This window comes from Streptomyces sp. CB02058, assembly GCF_001905505.1.
In the GTDB taxonomy this organism is placed as follows: Bacteria; Actinomycetota; Actinomycetes; order Streptomycetales; family Streptomycetaceae; genus Streptomyces.
Genome location: NZ_LIPG01000001.1, coordinates 1 through 14,093, shown reverse-complemented (window position 1 = coordinate 14,093; position 14,093 = coordinate 1). Strand labels below are relative to the sequence as shown.

At 70.4% G+C, this 14,093-nt stretch carries 14 protein-coding genes; 12 read left to right on the top strand and 2 right to left on the bottom strand.

Going from position 1 to position 14,093, the window contains the following annotated elements:
• Window positions 1–19 precede the first annotated feature (19 nt).
• From AMK10_RS00070 to AMK10_RS00020, 11 genes are all read left to right on the top strand, one after another.
• Window positions 20–682, top strand: coding sequence for a helix-turn-helix transcriptional regulator (locus AMK10_RS00070; protein ID WP_073743478.1), 663 nt, complete (start codon window positions 20–22; stop codon window positions 680–682).
• A gap of 49 nt (window positions 683–731) precedes the next feature.
• The gene (locus tag AMK10_RS00065) at window positions 732–1,298 is read left to right on the top strand and encodes a DUF3291 domain-containing protein (protein ID WP_073745889.1); all 567 of its coding nucleotides are present in this window, start codon (window positions 732–734) and stop codon (window positions 1,296–1,298) included.
• Between the two features lie 87 nt (window positions 1,299–1,385).
• Window positions 1,386–1,910, top strand: coding sequence for a hypothetical protein (locus AMK10_RS00060; protein WP_073743477.1), 525 nt, complete (start codon window positions 1,386–1,388; stop codon window positions 1,908–1,910).
• 75 nt (window positions 1,911–1,985) lie between these two features.
• Complete coding sequence (locus AMK10_RS00055) at window positions 1,986–2,885, top strand: aldo/keto reductase (protein ID WP_073743476.1); 900 nt, start codon at window positions 1,986–1,988, stop codon at window positions 2,883–2,885.
• Window positions 2,882–3,547 carry a DUF402 domain-containing protein gene (locus tag AMK10_RS00050; protein WP_073743475.1) on the top strand — a complete coding sequence of 222 codons (666 nt, stop codon included), beginning with the start codon at window positions 2,882–2,884 and terminating at the stop codon, window positions 3,545–3,547. The genes AMK10_RS00055 and AMK10_RS00050 overlap by 4 nt, the downstream gene beginning before the upstream one ends.
• 356 nt (window positions 3,548–3,903) lie before the next feature.
• Window positions 3,904–4,212, top strand: coding sequence for a hypothetical protein (locus tag AMK10_RS00045; RefSeq protein WP_014047394.1), 309 nt, complete (start codon window positions 3,904–3,906; stop codon window positions 4,210–4,212).
• 185 nt (window positions 4,213–4,397) lie between these two features.
• A complete protein-coding gene (locus tag AMK10_RS00040; RefSeq protein WP_073743474.1) occupies window positions 4,398–5,264 on the top strand; it encodes a hypothetical protein in 867 nt (288 codons plus the stop codon).
• Window positions 5,254–6,582, top strand: a complete 1,329-nt coding sequence (locus AMK10_RS00035; RefSeq protein WP_073743473.1) for a hypothetical protein — start codon at window positions 5,254–5,256, stop codon at window positions 6,580–6,582. The genes AMK10_RS00040 and AMK10_RS00035 overlap by 11 nt, the downstream gene beginning before the upstream one ends.
• The gene (locus tag AMK10_RS00030; RefSeq protein ID WP_073743472.1) at window positions 6,579–8,129 is read left to right on the top strand and encodes an SCO6880 family protein; all 1,551 of its coding nucleotides are present in this window, start codon (window positions 6,579–6,581) and stop codon (window positions 8,127–8,129) included. The genes AMK10_RS00035 and AMK10_RS00030 overlap by 4 nt, the downstream gene beginning before the upstream one ends.
• Before the next feature lie 18 nt (window positions 8,130–8,147).
• Window positions 8,148–9,566, top strand: a complete 1,419-nt coding sequence (locus AMK10_RS00025; RefSeq protein ID WP_073743471.1) for an ATP-binding protein — start codon at window positions 8,148–8,150, stop codon at window positions 9,564–9,566.
• A gap of 1 nt (window position 9,567) precedes the next feature.
• Window positions 9,568–11,160: a type IV secretory system conjugative DNA transfer family protein gene (locus AMK10_RS00020; RefSeq protein WP_073743470.1), complete on the top strand. Its 1,593-nt coding sequence runs from the start codon at window positions 9,568–9,570 to the stop codon at window positions 11,158–11,160.
• A 55-nt stretch (window positions 11,161–11,215) separates the two neighbouring features.
• On the opposite strand, the gene AMK10_RS00015 is transcribed toward AMK10_RS00020, so the two are convergent.
• Window positions 11,216–11,764: a GNAT family N-acetyltransferase gene (locus tag AMK10_RS00015; RefSeq protein ID WP_073743469.1), complete on the bottom strand. Its 549-nt coding sequence runs from the start codon at window positions 11,762–11,764 to the stop codon at window positions 11,216–11,218.
• 54 nt (window positions 11,765–11,818) lie between these two features.
• Entirely contained in the window at window positions 11,819–12,919 is a 1,101-nt protein-coding gene (locus AMK10_RS00010) for an FAD-dependent monooxygenase (protein WP_073743468.1), read from the bottom strand.
• A gap of 158 nt (window positions 12,920–13,077) precedes the next feature.
• Between AMK10_RS00010 and AMK10_RS00005 the strand changes: the two genes are divergently transcribed.
• Complete coding sequence (locus tag AMK10_RS00005; RefSeq protein WP_073743467.1) at window positions 13,078–14,049, top strand: TetR/AcrR family transcriptional regulator C-terminal domain-containing protein; 972 nt, start codon at window positions 13,078–13,080, stop codon at window positions 14,047–14,049.
• Window positions 14,050–14,093 lie beyond the last annotated feature (44 nt).

Here is a 14,093-nt window from a genome sequence, read left to right as displayed (position 1 = left end):
TGGTCATAGAATCGTCACCATGAACAGCAGTGAGGATTCCACCCTCGACACGTTGGGCGTGCTGGGCGATCCGGTGCGACGCGGACTGTACCGGCACGTCACCGGGACACCGGGCGAGACGGGACGGGACGCGGCGGCCGAGGCAGCCGGGATCTCCCGCTCACTGGCCGCGTTCCACCTGGACAAGCTGGTCGACGCCGGACTCCTGGAGGTGTCCTTCAAGCGGCTTTCGGGGCGCAGCGGACCGGGGGCGGGACGGCCCTCAAAGATGTACCGGCGGGCCGAGGGGGAGCACACGGTCTCGGTGCCGCCCCGCTCCTACGACTCGGTGAGCCGGCTCCTCGCCGAGGTGGTGGAGCAGGCCGGGCTCGACGAGGCCCTGCAGACAGCGGCACGCGCGGCCGGAGAGTCGGACGGCGGCGCGCCGGACGGCGGGACCGATCCGGTGGAGGCGCTGCGGGCACGGGGCTACGAGCCGTTCCGGGACGACGCGAGACTGCGGCTCAACAACTGTCCGTTCCATGCGCTGGCCGATCAGTTCCCCGCCCTGATCTGCGGGATGAATCTGGCCAGGATCCAGGGTCTGCTGGCCGGCCTGCCGGACGCACAGGGGTGGAGCGCGGAGATGGACCCGCTTCCGCACGGGTGCTGTGTCGCCCTGGAGGCTCCTGGAGATTTGTAAAAATAAAAATCTTTGACTTTAGAGTGTTCATCCGGGCATGCTTGCCCTCGTGAACGACTTCCACCTCGCCCAGGTCAACGTGGGGCGCATCCTCGCCCCGCTCGACACCCCCCAGCTGTCCGACTTCGTCGCGCAGCTCCCGGAGATCAACGCCGTCGCCGACCAGGCCCCCGGCTTCGTCTGGCGCATGGTCGACGACGGCGGGGCGGACTCGACGGACCTCCGCCCCGAGGCCGACGACCGCATGCTGCTGATCAACTGCTCGGTCTGGGAGTCGGTCGAAGCACTGCAGGACTTCACGTACCGCAGCGCGCATCTCAAGGTGCTGGCGCGCCGACGGGAATGGTTCGAGCGTCTCGCCGAGTTCCACCACGCCATGTGGTGGGTCCCGGCAGGACACCGCCCGAGCATGGCCGAGGCGATGGACCGTATCGCTCTGATCCGCGCGGAAGGTGAAGGCCCCGGGGCCTTCACCTTCCGCTCACCGCACCCCCCGCCGGCGGGTCCGTCGGCGGTTTCGTCGCCGGAGCTCTCCGCAGGCACGGACATCCCGCGGCAGGAACCCGGCACTTCCGCCGAGCCGCGAACCTCCGCCCTCGGAACGCCGGCACCCTGACACCCTCAGCGCGTCGCGTCGCACATCCTGGCGTCACGCGGGCGAGTATGTGCGGACCCAGCCCTCTTCCCGCACCGAGGCGATGTGATGCCCGACCACGCCGACCATGTCCACCGAAAGGGCACAGCCCCGAGGTACCGACCGCCGGAGCGGTCGCTGTTCGGCGTCGTCTACGGCTTGGTGCTGGCTGCCGCCCTGGTGGCCGCACTGGACCCGGCGGGCGAGGAGGCCGATCCCGGTCCCGACGCACTGTGGGTGGTGCTCACCGCTCTGGCAGCGGGCGCCGCCCACGGGTACGCACATGTCATCGCCCAGCGCGCGTCCGCCGACGGGCCGGCCACCCCGAGCAGGCTGCGGCTGGTACTCGCCGAGTGGCCCCTGGTGGCCGCCGTGCTGCCCACGGTGGGGATGCTGCTCGCCGCGGCGGCCGGGTGGTGGGCAGAGGGCACGGCCGTGGACACAGCGCTCCTCTTCAACACCGTCGCCCTGTTCGGCTGCGGCACCTGGGCCGCCCGCACCGCCGGGCACGGCTGGCCGACCTCGTGCCGGGCGGGGGCCATGGACATGCTGATCGGCCTGTTCATCGTTACCGCGGATGCCCTGATCAAGTAGCCGATCACCCGGTGGGACATCGTTGAACGCCCTGGGACATGACCCCAGGACCACCACCGATGGAACAATCCAGCAATGGCCTCATCATCAAAAACGATCAACGCATCAGCCGCGGGCGTCTGGACGCTCGGCGACCTGACGGTCAACCGGATCGGCTTCGGTTCGATGCGCCTGACACAGGACGGCGCGGCGTTCGGAAGGAGTGACTCCGGCGACCGCAACCGCGCCCTGGCCGTCCTGCGCCGCGCTCTCGAACTCGGCGTGAACCACATCGACACCGCCGCCTTCTACTTCTCGCCGCTGCGGTCCGCCAACGAGCTCATCAACAGCGCCCTCGCCCCGTACGCCGACGACCTGGTCATCACCACCAAGGTCGGCCCCGGCCGCGACCCCTCGGGCGACTGGGTCTGGGCCACTCCGGACCAGCTGCGCGGCCAGGTCGAGGAGAACCTGCGCCAGCTCGGCCGCGACCACCTCGACGTGGTGAACCTGCGCCTCGCCCGGAGCCAGGCCTCCGAGTCCGTGGCCGAACACTTCGGCGCCCTGTCCGAACTCCGCGACGCCGGGCTCATCCGCCACCTGGGCATCTCCAACACCACGCCGGACCAGCTCGACGAGGCCCGGAGCATCGCACCCGTGGTCTGCGTGCAGAACGCGTACGGCATCGACTCCCCGGCCGAGGACCACGCCTTCCTGCGCACCTGCGGCGAACAGGGCATCGCCTTCGTCCCGTTCTTCGCCATCGTCGGCAACGGCCGCGAAGGGGGCGTCAGCGGTACCGAACGGGAAGCGGTCCTCACCGTCGCCCGCAACCACGGCGCAACACCCGCACAGGTCCGGCTGGCCTGGACGCTGCACCAGGGGCCGCATGTGCTGGCCATCCCCGGAACCGGCAACCCGGACCACCTCACCGAGAACGTGGCGGCGGGCTCCCTGCGGCTCACCGCCGACGACCTGGAGCTCCTCGCGTCATGAGCGGGACGGGGAGGGTCCTGCGCTGGAACCTCTTCATCGGCGGCCACCTGAGCAGCTCCGTACCCGTACGCCTGGTCGAACAGACGGACGCGGGCCGTCTGGTCTGGCTGGACACCGGCACCCCGATGTGGCGTACGGAACTGCCGGGCGGGGCCCACCTCCGGGACATCCCGCCCGAGGAACGGCCCGCCCAGGGATATCCGGCGGTCGCCGACCGGTGGTCCCTGGGCAGCGCGCTCATCCACCAGCCGGACGGCGCCGGCCACGCGGTGTTCTGGTTCTTCGGACGGATGCGCACGTTCCGCCCCTTCGGGCGGAGGCCGAAGTTCCGCGGCTGGTACGTGAACCTGGAGCACCGCTCCCACCACGGCGACGACATCGACGTCACCGACCACGAACTCGACATCACCGTCGCCCCGGACCGCAGCTGGCGATGGAAGGACGAGCGGTCGTTCGCCGAAAAGACGGGGCACCCCGCCTACTGGTCGGCCGCTGAAGCCTCGGCGATCCGCGCCGAAGGCGAACGCGTGGTCCGGCTCGCCGAAGCGGGCGACTTCCCCTTCGACGGCTCCTGGCGCACGTTCAAGCCACCGCCCCACTGGACGACGCCACCCCTGCCCCCGGCCCCCGTACGCACGGTGCTCCGACCTCCGGCGCCGTGACGCCTTCCCCGCAAGGCATCTGATGACGCGTCGGCCGGAAGCCACCGGCGCGCTCACGGCTCTCGAACAGCGCGTACGAACGGCCCACGTCCCGTGAACGCATCAACCGCACCCGGAACCCATGGCCACCGTCGTTGCTAGCGGTCACACCGCGTGATACACAGAGTAACCATGCATATGCAGGCAGATCCCGACACGAGCCGCAGGTCAGGGCGGCTTCTCCGGTCAAACGTGCGAGATCCGGGTAAAGAGACCCGGGAAGGCGTCGTGCGATGCCGGTTTCATCAGCGAAGATAGAGACCGACCCGTGTCGCACGGCGCGGGCGGCGAACTACCCAACAGGGGCGGTGACTTACATGATCCTGGCAGCGGAAAAGGGCGATATCACCACCATCATCGGCGGAATCGCCCCGAACTGGGGGCCGTTCGGAACCCTGGGCAATGAGGCACGCATCATGATCGAGGTGGTGATGGCGGTCGCCATCCTGCTCTGCCTCGGCATCGCGATCTGGGGTGCGGCGAAACAGCGCATCGGTGCGACGGCGCTGCGCGACACCTTCAGCGCGGAACAGGGCAAGGGCCTGATCGTGGCGGGCCTGACCGGCGTCTTCATCATCGGTTCACTGGGCACGCTGTTCACCATCGTGTACGGGATGGCTGTCTGACCTCCCGTCAGTCCGCCGCCCTGCCCCCGGGCCCGCCCTGTCCACCCCACACCATCCATCCGTCGCGCCCACCGGCAGAGGTTGCGTCCCCTGATGTCGAGTCACCACACCGCGCCCACGCGGAAACCAGCACCGCTACGGTCGTACTACGCGGAACAGCACACGGCTGAGGGGGCGTACGCGGCATGAGCCAGGGCGATGAACGCGGCTACGGAGGCAACGAGCCCGGTGGCCGTACGGACGATGCGTACAGCACCCTCGGCGGGACGCGCCAGACGCGCACCCGCCTGCCCCGGGGCGGCGAGGACGACGGCTACGGCCGCCGTCCCGCCCGGAACTCCCGCTCGCTGATCATGGCGGTGGGCGTGGTGGTCCTGCTGATCGCGGCGATCGCGTTCGCGAACCAGGGCGGGGGCGGCGGCGCGGACGGCGGCAACGAGAAGAAGCCCGAAGCCGCCGGGGCGGGCCCCACCGCCGCCACGGGCACGAAGCCGGTCCAGGGCAAGAACGGCACGATCGCGGCCGGCTTCGCGCACGACGAGCAGGGGGCGCAGAGCGCGGCGGCGAACTATGCGGTGGCGCTGGGGTCTGCGGAGATGTTCGACAAGGGCAAGCGTGACGGCATCCTCGACGCAGTGATCGCACCATCCTCCATCGACACGTTTCGAACCACGCTCGACAAGGCTTACTCGACCGACTTCTTCAGGAATGTCGGCCTCAACGACGATGGCACCGCCCCTACCGGCTTCGCCTTCGTGTCACGCACAACGCCCATCGGCACAAAGGTAACGAAGTCGTCGGCTGACCAAGCGACCGTCGAAGTCTGGTGCTCCGGCCTGATCGGCCTGGCGGGCGAAGGATCGACCAAGCCCGTCACGGACGGGTGGTTCACCATCACCATGGAACTTCAGTGGGTCGACGGCGACTGGAAGGCCATCACCCACTCCCAGAAGGACGGCCCTGCCCCCGTCGGCGGCGACAACAGGGCATCCAGCGCCGACGAGATCGCCGGCGCGGTCAACGGGTTCGGAGGCTTCACCTATGCCCGGTAAGCCCTGGAGCCACCCAAGGCGTCTCGTCGCCCTCTTGGCCGCTCTGCAGGCATCGTTCATCGTCTTCGCCGTCAGAGCCACAGCCGCCCCCACTCCGACGCCCAGCCCGAGCACGAGTAACAATCCCTGCGATCTGATCTACGGCGCTGCCCGCGACTACTGCGAAGACGGCGAAGCCAACGGCAGCACCCGCGCACCCACCCCCACAGACGACGCCCTGGACCCCCTCACCTCCCTCGCCCGCGGCTGCGCCGACGCCGCCGCCTACCTCGTGGGCAAGCTCAGCGAGGCCGTGGAGAGCACGGCGACGGTCGACTTCACCAACTCCACCTTCCGCACCCAGTACGCCGTGGTCTTCGCCGCCTCCACCATCCTCACCCTCGTCCTCTGGCTCTTCGCCGTGGCCAAGCGCGCCATCAGGGGCGTGCCGTTCACCACCGCGATCTCCGAGGCCATCGGGTTCCTCTGGCTCACGGTCCTCGCCTCAGCCTTCACCCCGCTCATCCTGTACGTCGTCGTCTCGGCCACCGACGGCGTCACCGAGGTCATCGCCGCCGCCACCGGCGGGCAGACCGATGTCTTCTTCGGGTCGTTCGCCGAGGCGCTCAAGAAGGGCACCGACATCGGCGGCGGCCCGATCATGCTGATCGTCGTCTCGCTCGTGTCGATCCTCGCCGCCGGCATCCTGTGGCTGGAACTCGTGATCCGCGCCGCCCTGCTCTACGTGGGCGCCCTGCTCGGAGTCGTCGTGTACTCCGGGCTCGTCGACAAGAACATGTGGGGCCACGTCCGCCGCTGGGCGGGCATCATGATCGCCGTGATCATGGTGAAGCCCGTCATCGTCATCGTCCTCGGGCTCGCCGGGGCGCTCTCCGCGGACGACGGGCCCAACGCCTTCTCGGCCGTCGTCTCCGGCCTCGCCATCATCCTGCTGGCCATCTTCGCCTCCGCCATGATCTACCGCTTCGTACCCGGCTTCGGCGACGAGATCCAGGGCGCCCGCACCAACCGCAAGCAGGCCACCGACGGCTCCCAGGCCGCCGCTCTGATCAGCTCGCCCGCCGCCCTCGTCTCCCAGGGCATCAAGACGCACAGCGGCCGCAGCGGCGGCGGGGAAGGCGGCGGCGCACGGCCCGCCAACCCGGTCAGCGGCGGAGTCGCCGCCCACAGCTCCCGCAACCCGGGCGGAGGAGGCGGCGCCCCGTCTCCCCGCAGCGGGGCCGGACCCACCTCCGGCACCCCCCACGGCAGCCGCTCCCCGCGAGGCGGCGGTTCAGGCAGCACAGGTAACACGAGCACAGGAGGTGGAGGGCGTTGACGACCCAGGCCCACACGATCGCGCCCCGCCGTACGTATCTCATCGGCCGCGCCCGGCCGAACGCGATCGTCGGCAAGAACCGTGAGACGGGCGAGATCGCGCTGATCATCGCCGGGGCCTTCCTCGGCATGATGAGCGGCCTCCTCGTCCCGGCCCTCTCCCTGCGGATCGCCTCCCTCGTCGGCTTCCCGATGCTCGCCCTCGCCGTCGTGTACGTCCCCTACAAGGGCCGCACCTTCTACAAGTGGTTCGAGATCAACCGCAGCTTCAAGCGCACCCTGCGCCGGGGCACCGCGTACCGCTCCTCCGCCATGGAGGCCGGCGTCAGCGCCGACGGACGCGAGGTCGAGATCGGACCGCCCCCCGGCATCGGCCGCATCAGCTGGCTGGCCGCGCCCTTCGGGCCCGACGAGATCGCCGTACTCCTGCACGCCGACCGGCGCACGGTCACCGCCGCCATCGAGATCGAGGGGCCCGGCGTCGGCCTGCGCGACAGCGAGGACCAGGAAGCCCTGGTCGACCGCTTCGGCACGCTCCTCAAGCACGTGGCCAACGGCGACGGCTTCGTGACGCGCCTCCAGATGCTGGCCCGCACCCTCCCCGCCGACCCCGACGCGCACGCCAAGGACGTCGCCCAGCGCGGCGACCGGTCCGCGCCCGGCTGGCTCCAGGACTCCTACGACCAGCTCCAGTCCATGGTCTCCACCTCCAGCGAGCAGCACCGCGCCTACCTCGTCGCGTGCATGCACTACAGCCGCGATCTCGCCGCCGAGGCCAACGCCATGGCCCGCGCCATGCGCCCCCAGGGCGGCCGGAAGATCGACCGCGACGCGGGGCTGGCCGTCGTCATGGCCCGCGAGCTCACCGACATCTGCGCACGCCTCGCCGAGGCGGACATCCGGGTCCGCCAGCCCCTCGGACAGAGCCGGCTGGCCTCGCTCGTGCACTCCATGTACGACCCGGACCACCCCATCGACCACATCCAGGCCATGACCAAGCGCAACGCCTGGCCCGCCGAACTGGACGCGGTCGAGCCGACGTTCCTCCAGGCCAAGACCCGCGAGTCCACGACCCGCGCCCCCTGGTGCCACTCCACGGCCTGGGTGAAGGAGTGGCCGATGACCCCCGTCGGCGTCAACTTCCTCGCCCCGCTCCTCGTCCACACGCCCGACGTCATCCGTACGGTCGCGGTCTGCATGGACCTCGAACCCACCGAGGTCGCCATCGAGCGGATGCTGACGGAGAAGACCAACGACGACGCCGAGGCGAGCCGTCAGGCCAAGATGAACCGCACGGTCGACCCCCGCGACATCGCCGCCCACGGCAGGCTCGACCAGCGGGGTGAAGATCTCGCGAGCGGCGCGGCCGGGGTCAACCTGGTGGGGTACATCACCGTGTCTTCCCGGTCCCCCGAAGCCCTCGCCCGCGACAAGCGGACGATCCGGGCCTCGGCCGGCAAGTCGTATCTGAAGCTGGAGTGGTGCGACCGCGAGCACCACCGCGCCTTTGTGAACACCTTGCCGTTCGCCACCGGCATCCGTCGCTAACGAGAGGGCAGTCACGCCATGCGAGATCCGCTGTCCGCGTTGTCGGATGCCTTCACCGCCTTCCTCTTCGGGAAGGTGGAGACGACCCGGCTCCCGGTGCGCACGTCGACGGGCCAGGCCCAGGCCGTCTACCTGCCGACCGCCGCCCCCGGTCTCGGCGACTCCGGCGTGATCATCGGGCGCGAGGTCTATTCGGGCAAGGGGTACATCTACGACCCCTTCCAGCTGTACGGCCAGCAGCTCCCCGCCCCGCACTGGCTGGTCCTCGGCGAGTCCGGCAACGGCAAGTCGGCGCTGGAGAAGACGTACGTGCTCCGCCAGCTCCGCTTCCGCGACCGCCAGGTCGTCGTCCTGGACGCCCAGGGCGAGGACGGCGTCGGCGAGTGGAACCTCATCGCCCAGGAGCTGGGCATCACGCCCATCCGCCTCGACCCGACCGCCGCGCTCAACGACGGTATCCGGCTGAACCCGCTCGACCCCTCGATCACGACGACGGGGCAGCTCGCCCTGCTCCGCACGATCATCGAGGTCGCCATGGGCCATGGCCTCGACGAGCGCTCCGGCTTCGCACTCAAGGTCGCGCACGCCTACGTCAACGAGACCATCACCCAGCGCCAGCCGGTGCTGATGGACATCGTGGAACAACTGCGCCACCCGAAGCCCGAGTCCGCGGAGGCGATGAACGTCGACATAGACGACGTACGGGCCTGGGGCCTGGACGTCGCCCTCGTCCTGGACCGACTCGTCGACGGTGACCTCCGCGGCATGTTCGACGGCCCGACCACCATCGGCATCGACCTCGACGCCCCGCTGATCGTCTTCGACCTCTCGCACATCGACCGCAACTCCATCGCGATGCCGATCCTCATGGCCATCGTCGGCGTGTGGCTGGAGCACACCTGGATCAGGCCCGACCGGAAGAAGCGCATCTTCCTGGTCGAGGAGGCCTGGCACATCATCAACTCCCCCTTCGTCGCCCAGCTCTTCCAGCGCCTGCTGAAGTTCGGACGGCGCCTCGGGCTGTCCTTCGTGGCCGTCGTCCACCACCTCAGCGACGTCGTCGACGGGGCCGCGGCGAAGGAAGCGGCGGCCATCCTGAAGATGGCCTCGACCCGCACGATCTACGCCCAGAAGGCCGACGAGGCCAGAGCCACCGGCAAGGTCATCGGCCTGCCCAGGTGGGCGGTCGAGATCATCCCCACGCTGACCCCGGGCATCGCCGTATGGGACGTCAACGGCAACGTGCAGGTCGTCAAACACCTGATCACCGAGGCGGAACGCCCCCTGGTCTTCACCGACCGTGCGATGACCGAGGGTTCCGCGACGGACCTGCTCCCCGAGGACGTACGAGCCGCGGAGCTGGAGGCGGAGCAGAGAGCGGCACGGATCGAGCACCAGCAACGGCTGAACGAGTCGTCCGAGTCAACGGTGGCATGACATGGCACGCCAGGCACCAACCGATGCACGGCGCGGCAGCGAGGGCGGCATCCCGGACGGCCTGCTGATCGGCCTCCTGGCCTTCCTGTTCGGGCTGACGGTCCTGGCCTGGACGGCGGCCGGCCTGGCAGGGCTGTTCGCGCACGGGGCCTGGCCCGAAGGTGTCACCTTCGCCCGGACACCGCTGGCCCTGCGCGCGCTGGCCGTCGACCCGACCGACCTGCCGGGCGCCTGGCCCGACACCCCGCCGGGCGAGCTCTCCGGATACGGCCTGTTCTGGGGCCTGTTCATCGGCGAGACGATGGTGCTGCTGGTCCTGGCCGTGTTCGTGGCCGGCGTGGTCACCCGCTGGCGCCTCGTACGGAAGCGGAGGAACGCCCCCTCGGACCCGTACGAATCGGCCCCGTACGAACCCGAGGGGGAACGCCACCGGGAAGCCGTACGCACGCCCAGGGACCCCCAGCCCGTCGAAGCCCACCCGACACCCGCTCCCGTGCCCGCCCCGGCCCCGGCCCCGGCAAAGGGGATGCCCGCGGAAGCGATCCCGGCGGACACCACGCTCCTGGAAGCAACGCCACCGGCGGCACTCCGGACCGAAGCGGCCACCCCTGTCACCGCATACGCGCAGGAGCCGGCGACCCCCCTCGTCCCCACGCCCCGCGCCCCGCACGTCCTGTACGGCGCCGCCGCCACCCGCCGCCCCGCCGTCGTCCAGGCGATCCACGACGCCGAGGGCCCCGCGCTCGTCGTGACCTCCGACCCCAGCGTCTGGGCCGAGACGAAGGACGCCCGCAGCAAGCTCGGCCCCGTCCTCGTCTACGACCCCGGCCACCTGTGCGACACCCCCGGCCGCCTCCACTGGTCACCCACCGCCGGCTGCGAGGACCCCGCCACGGCCGCGTCACGCGCCGCCGCACTCCTCACCCCCGTACGCCCCCTCGCCAAGGCGGACGCGGCGATGGCCGACACCGCGCAGACCCTCCTGCAGTGCTGGCTGCACGCCGCGGCCGTGGACGGCCGCCCCTTCCGCCAGGTCCACCGCTGGGCCTCCGGATCCGGCGCCCATGAACCGGTACGCCTGCTGCGCACCCACCCCAAGGCCGCCTCCGGGCTCGCCGGGCTGCTGGAGTCGGCGCTCACCGCCTACCCCGAACGCCGTGAGATCGCCCAGGAACTGACCGTGCGTGCCTTCGCGGCCCTCGCCTCGGTCCACATCCGCGAGGCCTGCACACCCAACCGAGCCGATGCGCTCGTACTGGAATCTTTTGCACGCGAAGGGGGAACGCTGTATGTGGTCGGTGAGCCCATCGAGGATCCCCGACACCACCCCGGTGCGATGCCCCTGCTCACCGCACTCGCCTCACACGTGGTCGAGCACGGCCGCCGCATGGCCGCACGGTCAACCGACGGTCGGCTCGACCCACCAATGACACTCGTCCTGGACGACGTCGCCGCGGTCGCTCCGCTTCCCCAGCTCCCGGAGCTGCTGTCGACGGGCCAGGACCAGGGAATGCCCGCACTCGTCCTGCTGCGCTCCGAGGAACAGGCCCGCGCCCGCTGGCAGGAGCGCCTGCCGGCGGCCGGACGGCTCTGACCGGCAGGACGACACCGCTCCGGCCGACCGACCGACTCCCCGGCGACGAAAGGCTCTAGCGGCGGATCTCGAACTCCAGGTCCAGGGAGGGCGGATCGCTCTCCACCGGGAGTGTCTCTCCGGTGGGGACGAAACCGATCCGGCGGTAGGAGGCCGCTGCGGGCCCGTTGGCCTCGTGGACGTAGAGCCGCACCCGCTCCACCGGCGGACCGCCCAGCGACCACGACCACTCGATCGCCTCCCGGAACAGCGCGTCCACGACCCCGCGACCCCGGTGGCCCGGCCTGACGTACACCCCCACCAGGTGGGTCTGATCGACCTCGGCCGCCTCCCCGAAGCCCGGCTCTCCCGCCTGCCGCTCGACGAGCACCGACACGGTCCCCGCCCACTCGCCGTCGGCCCCCTCGGCGATGAGCTGACAGACGTGCTCACCCTCGGCGGCCTGCGCCGTCCTGTCCTGCCAGAACGCGTCCGGCTTGGCCACCGAGCTCTCGTAGGTCTCCCGGAAGGCCAGGTGCGCCATCGGGTCCCCCAGGGCCTCCAGCCGGATCTCCTTGGCCCGCAGCCACTCATCCGCCCGCACCGCACGTACGACATAGTCCATCCGCAGATCGTGCCCGTGCGGGCAGTGCCTCGGCAAACGAGATACGCCTGTCCGTCAGCCGTCCAGCGACAGGGCGTTCTTGGCGTGCGCCACGGACTCCTCGGCTGCGGGGCCCCCCGGGTTCTCGGTGGCCAACGACTGGTTCAGGGCGACGAAAGGACGCATCCGCTGCTCGTAACGGGCGTAGGCGGCCGTGTGGTCGCCGGAGGCCTGGGCCAGGCAGTCGGCCAGGACATGGGCGCCCACGAGCGCCAGGCTGGTGCCCTGTCCCGAGAGCGGCGAAGGACAGTATCCGGCGTCACCGAGCAGGGTCACCCGGCCCTGCGACCAGCGGTCCATCCGGATCTGCGCCATGGCGTCGCAGTAGAAGTCAGGGGCGTTACGGGCCGCCTCGGCCAGCCGCGACCCCTCCCACCGCAGCGCCGCCAGCCGCTCCGTGATCGTGCGGCGGAGGGCGTCGGCATCCCGGGGCAGCGGGCCGGACTCGAATCCGAACGCCACCCTCAGCTCCGTGTTGTCGCGGACGGACATGATGCCGAAGCCGACGTCACCGTCGCGCAGCCACACCTGCCAGTCCTCCAAGGCGAGGAAGTTGTCCGCGCTGAACACCGACAGATAGCTGCCGAGATGGTGCGCGAAACGTTCCTCGGGCCCGAACGCCAGGCGCCGTACCGTCGAGTGCAGTCCGTCTGCCCCGACGACCAGATCGAAGGTGCGGGACGGCGCCTGGGCGAAGTCCACCCGCACTCCGGTGGCGCCCTCGTCGAGTGCGGTGATCGTGTCCCCGAAGAGGTATTCGACGTCTCCCCGCGTGCGCTCGAAGACCATGCGCACCAGGTCCTCCCGCAGCAGCTCGATGTCCTCACTGTCCAGCCGGCCACTGCTGAGGGCGATCTCCGTGGAACGCTCGACCTCCTTTCCCTCGGGGTCCAGGACCGACATGCCGCGCATGCGGGTACGCACCCGCCGCGCCTCCTCGAGCAGGCCCATCCGCTCGATCACGTCGAGCGCGACACCCCGGACGTCCACGGCCTGCCCGCCGGACCGCACCCCCGGGCCCCGCTCGACGACCGTGACCGCGAAGCCGTGGCGGTGCAGCCAGTAGGCCAGAGCGGGTCCGGCGATACCGCCACCGGATATGAGAACAGTGCGCATCAGAATCTCCCCTCGTACGATGTACTCAACTGAACGTACGGCGTACGCGACCCAGCCGCCACCGGCTCATTTCTCCCGCTGCCCTAGGACAGTTCACACGCGGACGGAGACGTCGCCGGTACCGGCTGCACTAGTACAGACAAGGAAGAAGGGACCCTGTGACGCACACCACAGACAGCACGGACAAGCCGCCGTACCTCCGCATCGCCGCCGAGATCCGCCGACGCGTCGAACAGGGCGAACTGGGCCCGGGGGAACGCGTCCCCTCGACCCGCCACATCGCCAGGGAGTGGGGCGTCGCGCTCGCCACCGCCACGAAGGCCCTGACGCACCTCCGGCTGGAAGGCATCGTCGAGACGAAGCCGCGCGCCGGCACCGTCGTAGCGACGCCCACCACCCCGGCCCGCGGGCCGCGATCTGCCACACCCACCACGCCTCCCGGCCCATCCGCCGAGCCGGATCTGTCACTGGAACGGATCGTGCGCACCGCCGTCGCCATCGCCGACGCCGAAGGGCTCTCCGCTCTCTCCATGCGCGGCATCGCCGCCCGGCTCGGCGTGGCCGCCATGTCGCCCTACCGGTACGTGACCGGCAAGGACGACCTCATCCTGCTCATGGCGGACGCCGCGTTCGGCGAACAGTTCTACCCCGCCACTGCTCCGGACGGCTGGCGCGCCCGCCTGGAGCTCGGTGCACGCACGCTGTGGACCCTGCACCGGCGGCACCCCTGGCTCGCCCAGCTCTCGTCCCTCACCCGCCCCCTGCTCCTCCCCAACCTGATGGTCCACGGCGAATGGTCGCTCAGTGCCCTCGACGGCCACGGCCTCGACACCACCACGCTGTTCGACATCCACGTGCTCCTCTACAGCCACGTACAAGGGCTGGCCGTCCACCTGGAACGAGAGGCACAGGCCGCGGCGACCACCGGCCAGGACGAGGACCAGTGGATGGACAGCCGCGGCGACGCCCTCCGGAGCCTGGTCGAATCCGGGCGCTTCCCGACCTTCGCGAAGGTGGTCTCCTCCTTCGACGACGGCTACGACCTCCGCCTCGACACCCTCTTCGAGCTCGGCCTCAAGGCCCTCCTCGACGGCCTGGCACCGGTCATCGAGGGCCGGCCCCTCGCGTAATCCCCGACCGGGGCCCCTGGCAGGGGCGCCGCGCACACCCCTGG

Excerpts from the sequence above, each read along its gene's own strand:
- AMK10_RS00035 (WP_073743473.1), top strand. The coding sequence starts at position 5,254 with ATGCCCGGTAAGCCCTGGAGCCACCCAAGGCGTCTCGTCGCCCTCTTG.
- AMK10_RS00060 (WP_073743477.1), top strand. The coding sequence starts at position 1,386 with ATGCCCGACCACGCCGACCATGTCCACCGAAAGGGCACAGCCCCGAGG.
- AMK10_RS00015 (WP_073743469.1), bottom strand. The coding sequence starts at position 11,764 with ATGGACTATGTCGTACGTGCGGTGCGGGCGGATGAGTGGCTGCGGGCC.
- AMK10_RS00025 (WP_073743471.1), top strand. The coding sequence starts at position 8,148 with ATGCGAGATCCGCTGTCCGCGTTGTCGGATGCCTTCACCGCCTTCCTC.
- AMK10_RS00055 (WP_073743476.1), top strand. The coding sequence starts at position 1,986 with ATGGCCTCATCATCAAAAACGATCAACGCATCAGCCGCGGGCGTCTGG.
- AMK10_RS00040 (WP_073743474.1), top strand. The coding sequence starts at position 4,398 with ATGAGCCAGGGCGATGAACGCGGCTACGGAGGCAACGAGCCCGGTGGC.
- AMK10_RS00045 (WP_014047394.1), top strand. The coding sequence starts at position 3,904 with ATGATCCTGGCAGCGGAAAAGGGCGATATCACCACCATCATCGGCGGA.
- AMK10_RS00020 (WP_073743470.1), top strand. The coding sequence starts at position 9,568 with ATGGCACGCCAGGCACCAACCGATGCACGGCGCGGCAGCGAGGGCGGC.
- AMK10_RS00010 (WP_073743468.1), bottom strand. The coding sequence starts at position 12,919 with ATGCGCACTGTTCTCATATCCGGTGGCGGTATCGCCGGACCCGCTCTG.
- AMK10_RS00050 (WP_073743475.1), top strand. The coding sequence starts at position 2,882 with ATGAGCGGGACGGGGAGGGTCCTGCGCTGGAACCTCTTCATCGGCGGC.
- AMK10_RS00070 (WP_073743478.1), top strand. The coding sequence starts at position 20 with ATGAACAGCAGTGAGGATTCCACCCTCGACACGTTGGGCGTGCTGGGC.